Genomic DNA, 706 nt, shown 5'->3' on the forward strand with positions numbered 1-706 from the left:
TGACACCCTGCGGGGCGGCGCTGGTAATGACACCATCAATGGCGGCGACGGGCGGGATTCTGTCTTCATGGGCGGCGGCGATGATCTGTTCATCGACAACGGCCAGGGCGGCGTGAACGGCCAGGACACCGTGTTCGCCAATGGCGGCAACGACACCATCGGCGGCGGCAACGGCAACGATGTGTTCTGGGGCCAGGACGGCAATGACCGCCTGCTGGGGCGCTTGGGCAATGACAGGCTCTTTGGCGGCAACCAGAACGACACGCTCGAGGGCGGCGACGGCAACGACACGCTGGCGGGCGGCAACGGGCGGGACCGGGCCTTCATGGGCAACGGCAATGACCGCTGGTTCGACAATGACCAGTCCCAGTTCGGAGACGACTTCGTGCAGGGTGGCAATGGCGACGACTGGATCCAGGCGGGCGGCGGCAGTGACACGCTGGCGGGTGGCGCCGGGGCGGACACCTTTGTGCTGGCCGCAGCCATCGATGACGACCAGATCACGGATTACGAGGTGGGCACGGACGCGCTCGAGATCGCATCCGCCCTGTGGAACGGCGCGCTGGACCAGGCCCGGCTGGAGGCGCTGACAGCCGTGCAGGGCGGCAACCTGGTGTTCAGCTTCGACAATGGCGACAGCCTGACGCTCACAGGGATCACATCCACCGCAGGCCTGCTCGACGATATCTCAATCGTGTAAGGCGCA

The 706-nt window shown here is 66.1% G+C and carries 1 protein-coding gene; it reads left to right on the forward strand.

Going from position 1 to position 706, the window contains the following annotated elements:
- Positions 1–700 (forward strand): calcium-binding protein (locus Q1A75_RS24010; RefSeq protein ID WP_299641542.1); only part of this gene is annotated, 700 nt, incomplete at its 5' end.
- Positions 701–706: the final 6 nt, after the last annotated feature.

Origin of the sequence: uncultured Tateyamaria sp. (assembly GCF_947504105.1) — a bacterium.
Classification (GTDB): Bacteria; Pseudomonadota; Alphaproteobacteria; order Rhodobacterales; family Rhodobacteraceae; genus Tateyamaria.